10 protein-coding genes are annotated in these 7,481 nt (G+C 72.7%); 3 read left to right on the plus strand and 7 right to left on the minus strand.

Annotated elements, in window-relative coordinates; translation table 11 throughout:
• Positions 1–817: 817 nt before the first annotated feature.
• From MKL01_RS01245 to MKL01_RS01265, 6 genes are all read right to left on the minus strand, one after another.
• Positions 818–1,597, minus strand: coding sequence for an SDR family oxidoreductase (locus MKL01_RS01245; RefSeq protein WP_243903424.1), 780 nt, complete (start codon positions 1,595–1,597; stop codon positions 818–820).
• A 148-nt stretch (positions 1,598–1,745) separates the two neighbouring features.
• Complete coding sequence (locus MKL01_RS01250) at positions 1,746–2,084, minus strand: hypothetical protein (protein WP_243903425.1); 339 nt, start codon at positions 2,082–2,084, stop codon at positions 1,746–1,748.
• Positions 2,085–2,436: 352 nt separating this feature from the next.
• Positions 2,437–2,922 (minus strand): hypothetical protein, encoded by a 486-nt coding sequence (locus tag MKL01_RS01255; protein ID WP_243903426.1) that lies wholly within the window; start codon positions 2,920–2,922, stop codon positions 2,437–2,439.
• A complete protein-coding gene (locus MKL01_RS01260; protein ID WP_243903427.1) occupies positions 2,919–3,428 on the minus strand; it encodes a hypothetical protein in 510 nt (169 codons plus the stop codon). The genes MKL01_RS01255 and MKL01_RS01260 overlap by 4 nt, the downstream gene beginning before the upstream one ends.
• A gap of 287 nt (positions 3,429–3,715) precedes the next feature.
• Positions 3,716–3,850: a hypothetical protein gene (locus MKL01_RS35585; protein ID WP_279604333.1), complete on the minus strand. Its 135-nt coding sequence runs from the start codon at positions 3,848–3,850 to the stop codon at positions 3,716–3,718.
• 92 nt (positions 3,851–3,942) lie between these two features.
• Positions 3,943–4,182, minus strand: coding sequence for a hypothetical protein (locus MKL01_RS01265; RefSeq protein ID WP_243903428.1), 240 nt, complete (start codon positions 4,180–4,182; stop codon positions 3,943–3,945).
• Positions 4,183–4,637: 455 nt separating this feature from the next.
• Between MKL01_RS01265 and MKL01_RS01270 the strand changes: the two genes are divergently transcribed.
• Complete coding sequence (locus tag MKL01_RS01270) at positions 4,638–5,057, plus strand: hypothetical protein (RefSeq protein WP_243903429.1); 420 nt, start codon at positions 4,638–4,640, stop codon at positions 5,055–5,057.
• 61 nt (positions 5,058–5,118) lie between these two features.
• Here the strand turns inward: MKL01_RS01270 and MKL01_RS01275 are convergent, their stop codons facing one another.
• Complete coding sequence (locus MKL01_RS01275; RefSeq protein ID WP_243903430.1) at positions 5,119–5,535, minus strand: cupin domain-containing protein; 417 nt, start codon at positions 5,533–5,535, stop codon at positions 5,119–5,121.
• Between the two features lie 304 nt (positions 5,536–5,839).
• Between MKL01_RS01275 and MKL01_RS01280 the strand changes: the two genes are divergently transcribed.
• On the plus strand, positions 5,840–6,103 hold the full coding sequence (locus MKL01_RS01280) for a hypothetical protein (protein ID WP_243903431.1): 264 nt from the start codon (positions 5,840–5,842) through the stop codon (positions 6,101–6,103).
• A 210-nt stretch (positions 6,104–6,313) separates the two neighbouring features.
• Positions 6,314–7,481: methyl-accepting chemotaxis protein (locus MKL01_RS01285; RefSeq protein WP_243903432.1), on the plus strand; the 1,168-nt coding region annotated here is incomplete at its 3' end.

Below are 7,481 nucleotides of genomic sequence, written 5' to 3' on the forward strand. Positions count from 1 at the left end.
AGCGCCGCGTCTCGAAGTGTGTGGCTCGGCAGGGCGCTAAGAATTCCAGCCAACTCCCCTCATCCTGAGGTGCGGCGCAGCCGCCTCGAAGGAGGGTTCCAGGGAGCGCGCGGCTGGCTGGAGCGCTCCTTCGAGGCGACCGCTTCGCGTCCGCACCTCAGGATGAGGGCGCGGGTCGGGGCGGGGGGCTCGCGCGCCATCTTGACAAAATTCCTATTCCATGCTCCAAGTCTCTCACCCCGCCGCGACGCGTCGTGAGACGCTTCGGGGCGTCGGTCCGGTCAGCCGCCGGGCCGGCGGCGGTGGGGCGGTGCCTGCGTCTGCCGTCGGCTGCGGCAGCCCCGGGCGCGGGACTCGACACTCCCCGGCTCGGGCTGGGCGGCGGTCGGCGGAGGAAATGCCGCTGGCCGTTCAGGGCCGATGGGCGACCCTGTCCTGGGCTGTGCGGTGGTTATACGGCGCCCTCCATGACGAGGGGGCGTGCGACGAAGGCTCGCTCGGAAGCGCCGGGGGTGATAAGCAGCCCGGGACCGACTTAGCGTAGTTCGAGCCCCCGCGTGACGGACACCGGACGCATGATCGGACGCGGACGACACCGGCCTGCCGGTGCGCGCGCCGCGTCCGCGGGACGCCGGGAAGCCGGCTTTGAGCAACGTTGCGTTCGGGCTTCGCGGCGTCCCGCGTCACTCCGGAAGCGGCGGGTCGGGCCATGCCCCCGGCGGCACGCCGCGCGGGGCCGCGGCCCCATGCGCCAGCCCCCCTGCCCGGCCCCGGCATCCCCCGGCGGCCGCGCCCGAGCCGTCCCGGGGCCGGCCCCTCAGAGCGTGCCGGGATAGGCGCCGCCGTCCATCAGCAGGTTCTGCCCGGTGATGAACCCGGCCTGCCGGCTGCACAGGAACGCGCAGGCGGCGCCGAACTCGTCGGGATGGCCGAAGCGGCCCGCGGGGTTGTCCCGGGCGCGGGCTTCGAGGAACGCCTCCACGCTGGTGCCGGCCTTGGCGGCCCCCGCGGCGGCGTTGCTGCGGATCCGGTCGGTGTCGAAGGGTCCAGGCAGGAGGTTGTTGATCGTCACGCCGTGCCGCACGGTCTGACGGGCGAGCCCGGCGACGAAGCCCGTCAGCCCCGCGCGGGCGCCGTTGGACAGGCCGAGATGCGGGATCGGGGCCTTCACGGCGCCGGAGGTGATGTTGACGATCCGGCCGAACCGCCGGGTGATCATCCCGTCGACGGTCGCCTTGATGAGCGCGATCGGCGCCAGCATGTTGGCGTCGAGGGCCCGGATCCAGGCGTCGCGGTCCCAGTCGCGAAAATCGCCGGGGGGCGGGCCGCCGGCATTGTTGACCAGGATGTCGGGCTCCGGGCAGGCGGCCAGCGCGGCGGCCCGGCCGGCCTCGCTGGCGATGTCCCCCGCCACGGTGGTGACCGTGACCCCCGTCTCGCGGCGGATCTCCGCGGCGGTCTGCTCCAGCGTCTCCGCGGTGCGGGCGGTGATCGTCACCGCCACGCCCTCGCGGGCCAGCGCCAGGGCGCAGCCCTTGCCCAGTCCCTTGCTCGCCGCGCAGACGAGCGCCCGGCGCCCGCTCAAGCCGAGATCCATGTGGGCCTCCCTGAACCGGCCCTCGCCGCGAGGACCTCCGCCTGCATAGCGCGCGCGATGCCGAAGTGGATCCCGGTCCGGCGGAGTTGCATCGAAGCGGACGGCCGGGCGCCCGCGCCGCGGGCGACCCCTCGACCCCGCGGGCCGCTCAGGCGCAGGCGCTGTAGCCGGAGCGCTCGGCCTCCTGGCGCGCCAAGCTCAGGACGCGGCGGCGCGCCTGGCCGTCGCCGATCGCCAGCCAATGGCGCACCAGGGCGAAGAGCTCGCCCGCCTCTCCGTCCGGAGGCGCGTCCAGGAACGTCTCCGCCGGCATGTCCAGCGCGCGGGCGAGATGCTCCAGCAGCGCGCCGTGACGTCCGGCGAGGCGGTCCCGCCCGGCGGGCGACGCCTGTCGGGACGGGCTCCCGCGCGCTGGGCCGATATCCCCCTCGGTGGAGGGCTCTCTCAGCAGCGGCTGAGCCGGAGGCACGATCGTCAGCAGGGTCATCCCCTATAAGAGCGGCGGCCCCGGAGGGTTCTCGCGCCGTCGGCGCAGGGTGAAGAAACCCTCAACGGCGCCCGGCACTCACCCGCCGGGCGGCTCGCGGCGGCCGGACCGTCGGGATCCGGATCCGTCCCGGGGGCGACGAAGCCCGCCCACAGCACCGCCGCCACGCCGGTGAGCAGCGGAAGCGTGGTGCTGAGAACGAGGCTGAGCGTCACGGCGGACCCTGTCGGCCCGCCGCCGTCCAGACGACGCGGCATAGGATCCTTGCCCGGAAACGCCGCGCCGCGCCCTTAAACAGGTTGGTCGAATCGCGGCCGGCGGCCTTCTTCGGCGTGCGGCCGGCCGGGCCCGCTCAAGGCTCGGGCGTGTCCGGGGTCAGCCCGCCGAATTCGGCGACCATGCATTCGTGCATGCGCCGCAGCCACGCCCGCGCCTCCGCCGTCTGGGCCTCCGCCCGGTCGGCCCGGTCGGCCGCCGCGCGGGCCTGCGCCTCGGCCCGTTCCCCGCGGGCGATCGCCTCGCGCAGCAGCGACTCGGCGTGCTCGGCCCGCTCTTCCGCGGCGCGCACCGCCGTCTCCGCCTCGCGCCGGGCGCGCTGGCCCTCGCGAATCGCGTCGCGGGCGCTCGTCTGCAGGGCGCGCACCTGGGTCGCGACGCCGCGCACGGCGGTCAGGGAGGCCGACCAGTCATCCGCCTCCGGGATCGGCGCCGGGCGGGGTCCGGAGAACAGCGCCACGACCCGGTCGACCGGGTCGGGCCGGCCGTCGCGGGCGCGGCCGATCCCGGCCGCCCCCTGGCTCTCCGGCGCGGTGAACGTCGTGCGGGCGGGGTTGCTCACGCGGCGGCCTGATCGGTCAGGTCCGAGAACTCCGACAGGATCGCGTCCTGGACGCGTCCGAGCCATTCCTCGGCGTGCTCGGCCCGCTCCTCCGCGGCGCGGGCGCGCGCCTCGGCCGCCTTGGCCCGCTCCTCGGCAGCGATGACCTGCGCCTCGGCGCGCACCTGGGCGTCGCGGGCCTGCATCTCGGCGATCCGGGCGCGGTCGTTGGCGGCGGTGATGTCGTCCCGGACCCGCTGCAGCACGTGCTCGATGCGCTCCTCCCGCTCGCGGGACTGCGCCTCGATCACCCGCGCCTGGCGGGCCGCCGCCTGCACGCGATGGATCAGCGCGTCCCACTCCTGCGGCGGCGCCGGCGGCGCCGGTGGCGCGGCCTGTTCGTCCGTGGACGAGACGACGCGCAGGACGCCCGCCGGGTTGACGTCGGGCGCGGCGCCGGGCTCGCGCTTGGTCTTGTCCGCGAGCCGGAACCGGGGATCGTCCAGAAGCCTCTGCAGCTCGCTCACGGGTCTACTACTCCTGCCGACCGGACTCTCCCGTTATTAGTCTGTTCACAATGGTTAACAAACGGTTAAAACCGGGCGGTCACCAGTGTAGACGTACCAAAATAGCGGGCCGCCCCGGACCCGGGCCGCAGGATCGGGCCCGACCCGGGCGCCCCGCTCTCCTCCATCCCGGAGTCCGGCTCGCATCCCGGAGTCGGGCGGATGCCGTGCCGCATCCAGCGACGACGGCGTCGCGGTCGGCTACGGCGCTGAGGTCTCGTCCCGGAGCGGCTGCCCTCGGGTCTGGGTCAGGCCGCGGTAATCCGTCGATAGCTCGCGACGAACGCTTCGGCAGCCTCGCGGGTGAGGTCGGTGACGACGAGGCCGGAGGCGTAGATTGTCCAGCGCCCGTCCTGGTCCTCGGACATGCGGATTTCGCCCATGGCACGCCTCCCGGTCGATGAAGCAAAGCGGCGGCGGGCTGACGGTTCCCTGAACGCCCCGCCGCGACCGCGCTCGCCTCGTCCGGGCGCCGCTACAGACGTGCGAGGGCTTCGTGCGCCAGGCGGCTGATCAGCATGTCTCGCTTCGCCTGCCGGATGACGATGCGGGCGGCCGCGCGCGCCGCCGCGGCCCGCAACGTGCCCTGCGGCTTTCCATCGCGCAGCGCGCGCCACGCGAGCTTCCGGAACCAGTTCACATTGGCCACGGCAATCGACCGCCGCTCCGCGTAGCGACCCCGATTGCCCGACTCCACAGCTGGCAGCGTCAACATGTTTTCGATCCCCATAGAGGGATGCCAAACGCCTGTTCGATACTGGAACACAAGATCACATCATTTTCAGGCGGCTGCAATACTGATTTGCTATCAAGATTTGATTTTTGTTCGGCGGGCACGACAACGAAGGACATGCGGCCGGACGCGGCCCGGCATTCCAGCCCGGGCGGGCGGCGGGACTGAGCTTCGAATGATCTGCAGTCTTTGACATAAATCAGTTGCGGCGGAAAGAATCTGACTGTCTTCGAGGTTTGATGATTGCATACCGCGCGCATTTATGGGCTAGCTGACAAGCTGAGGCTTGGCTATTGAGGCTCGGCTATCCGGCTTGGCATTGAAGCAGGGCTGTCATGGTTTTGAAGCGGATCGTAGCCCTCGGGATCGTGCTCCCGGCGACGACTGCGTGCTCCCTGTTGCCGACGGGGCGGGGGGTCTACAGTGCGTTACCGCCGGTGGCGGCGACCAGCCCGGCGATTCCGGTCGACGATACCGCTGCGGCCGTCTCCGACCTGGACATCGATCTGCCCCCGGCCCCCATCCCGGGCGCGCCGACGACGCTGGAGAGCGCTGCCGGCCGGGGCGGCGTGAATCCCTCCGCGGTGCTCGAAGCCTCGATGCGCGCCCGCACGGGCTGGAAGGTGTTGCGTCCGACCGACATCCCGGAGCGGTCGGCCCTCGCCGCGCGCCTCGACAACCCGGCCGGACCCGACGTCGCCAGAACCGCCGCCATACCGGCCGCGACGAGGCCGCCCCTGGGCGCGAACGCGTCGACCACCGTGATGGCTCTCGAAGACGGCCGGTCGGCGGCGGCGATGAGCCGTCTCGCCCGGAACGGTCGCGAGGCCGAGAAGACCATCTGCTCGGGCTGCTGAGAGCGGCGCGCCCGCCGGATCGCGCACCCGCCACGGCAGAGCGGCGGGCGGTTGGTGACGATCAGGCCGGTGAGGCGAGGGGCTTGCCCTTCTCGACGGTGTAGGTCCCCGCGACGCGGGTCGCACCGGAGCCGTTGCGCAGGCTGTGCGGCGTGACGGCGGGGATCTGGAAGCTGTCCCCTGCCCGCAGGGTGCGGTTCGGCTGGCCGTCCACGAACAGCTCCGCCTCCCCGGCCAGGATCACGGACGATTCGATCCCGGGATGCGTGTGGCGGGCGACGGTGGCATCCGGGGCGATCTCGGCCGCCACCTGAACGACGACGTACTGTCCGCCCGGCAACTCCTCGGTGCTGAGGATCTTCCGGGTGACCCCGGAGGTCTGCCCGGCCGGCTGCCCCTGGGCTTCGACGGCGGTCGCCGCGAAGCCGGTCATCACGGCGCAGAGGGCGCATTCGACGAAGCCGCGTCTCGTCAGCATGGACATGTCCTCCCGTGGCGCGCGTGTTCTCCCTGACCGACCGCCGGTGTCGCTCTCGGTCTGGGGCCCGCACACCGCATCGTAACTTGATGCATGGCCCGGCGTCATGTGTGACGGACTGATATCGTGGTGGAACGGGAGGGTTTGCACAGAACATCGGCGCAATGTCGCGCGTCGAATGCTGCTGCAATTTGCCGGCGGGCGCCGGCGGGCCGGATCCCGTACCGCGCCATCAGGGCGGCGCCCTGCCCCCCCGGACGGACGCGGGGCGCGGAACCGCGGAGCGGCTCCGATCTTGCCCCGTATGCCCGAGACGAAGCCTGCCAGGAAGAAGCCGTCCCCCGTGCCGGCGCCCATGCCGGTCGCGGCGAAACCGCCGCCGCGGGTCGGGCTGCCGACGCAACTCGCCGCGATCCAGGACCGGTACCGTCGCGCCATGAGGGAGGCCTTCGAGCGACCCCGCGCGGAGCAGGGCGACCACATCCGCGCCGCCCTGGCGACGTTGCTGGCCGAACGGGCCGCCCTGGGCATGAACGATGATGAGGCGGCCGCCGACACGCCGGATTAGGCCGGATCCCCTCCCCGACCGCCGGTCCCGAGCCGGCAGGTCGCGAGGCCGGGGCGGCCGGCGTCTGACCGCCGGTCCCCCGCGCGGCGGGTGCCGCCCCGGAATCCCCGGCGCGCAGGTTTCGGTGGCGGACGCGCACTGGTATCGGCCTTCCGTGCCGTTCGTGGGCGGCCGCGCCGCGGTCCGTCGGACTGAGTAGGAAAGTCGGATATGCCGAACACGTTTGGCCTCAACCGCACCTTGGGGGGCGCCATCGGCCTCATCGCGCTGCTCACGGTGCTCAGCGGCGGCGCGGTGCTGCTCACCCGCAATCAGCTCCAGACGGCGAACGAGGCCCTGACCCATTCGGGTCAGGTGATCCGCGCCCTCGACATGTTTCGCGCCGCCATGCTCAACCAGGAGACCGGGCTGCGCGGCTACCTCATCACCGGACGGGAGGGGAGCCTCGAGCCCTACCGATCGGGACGGCCGGCCCTGGACGCGGCGATCAGCCGGCTGCGCAACCTGATCGGGGACGATGCCGAGCGGTCGTCCCTGCTGGCCGACGCCGTGGCGGCCGCGCGGATGTGGCAGGCGGATATCGGCGAGGCGGCCATCCGCCGATCCGCCGATCCGGCGACGCGGGCGGAGGCGGTCGACATCGAGGCCGACGGCAAGGGCAAGGCGATGTTCGACACCCTGCGCGGGAAGCTCTCCGCCATCGAGGCCCTGGAGGAGCGGATGCAGGCGATGCAGAACGCCCGCGTCGCGCAGGCCGAGCGCAACGAGAGCCTCGCCCTGTGGGGCGGCACCCTGCTCACGCTGCTGATCTGCGCCGGCATCGGCTTCGCCATCAACCGCCTGATCGTCCGACCGCTCGTGCGGGTGATGGGCTTCGTCGAGCGGGTCGGGGATGGCGACCTGTCGGGGCAGCTGGAGGCGGGCACGGGGGGCGAGGTCGGGCGTCTGGCGGGGACGCTGAACGCGATGGTCTCGGGCCTGTCGGACCTGGCGCGGACCAACCGGACCGCGACCCTCGACCTGAACGCGGCCGCGGCGGAGATCCGGGCCTCGGCGCAGGAGCAGGCGGCCTCGGTCGAGCAGCAGTTCGCCGCCGTGCAGGAGACCGCCGCCACGGTGGACGAGATCACCCATTCGGGTGCCCAGATCGCCAAGCGGGCCACCGAGGTGATCGCCACCGCCCAGGCCACCGCCCAGACCTCGCGCCAGGGCCTGCGCGCGGTCTCCGACACCGCCAAGGCCATGGAGGCGATCCGCGAGCAGGCGGAGGCGGTGGCCGGCAACATCGTCAGCCTGTCGGAGAAGACCCAGACGATCGGCGACATCATCGAGACGGTCAACGACATCTCCGAGCGCACGCACCTGCTGGCGCTCAACG

It is taken from the genome of Methylobacterium sp. J-070 (assembly GCF_022829385.1).
Lineage (GTDB): Bacteria > Pseudomonadota > Alphaproteobacteria > Rhizobiales > Beijerinckiaceae > Methylobacterium.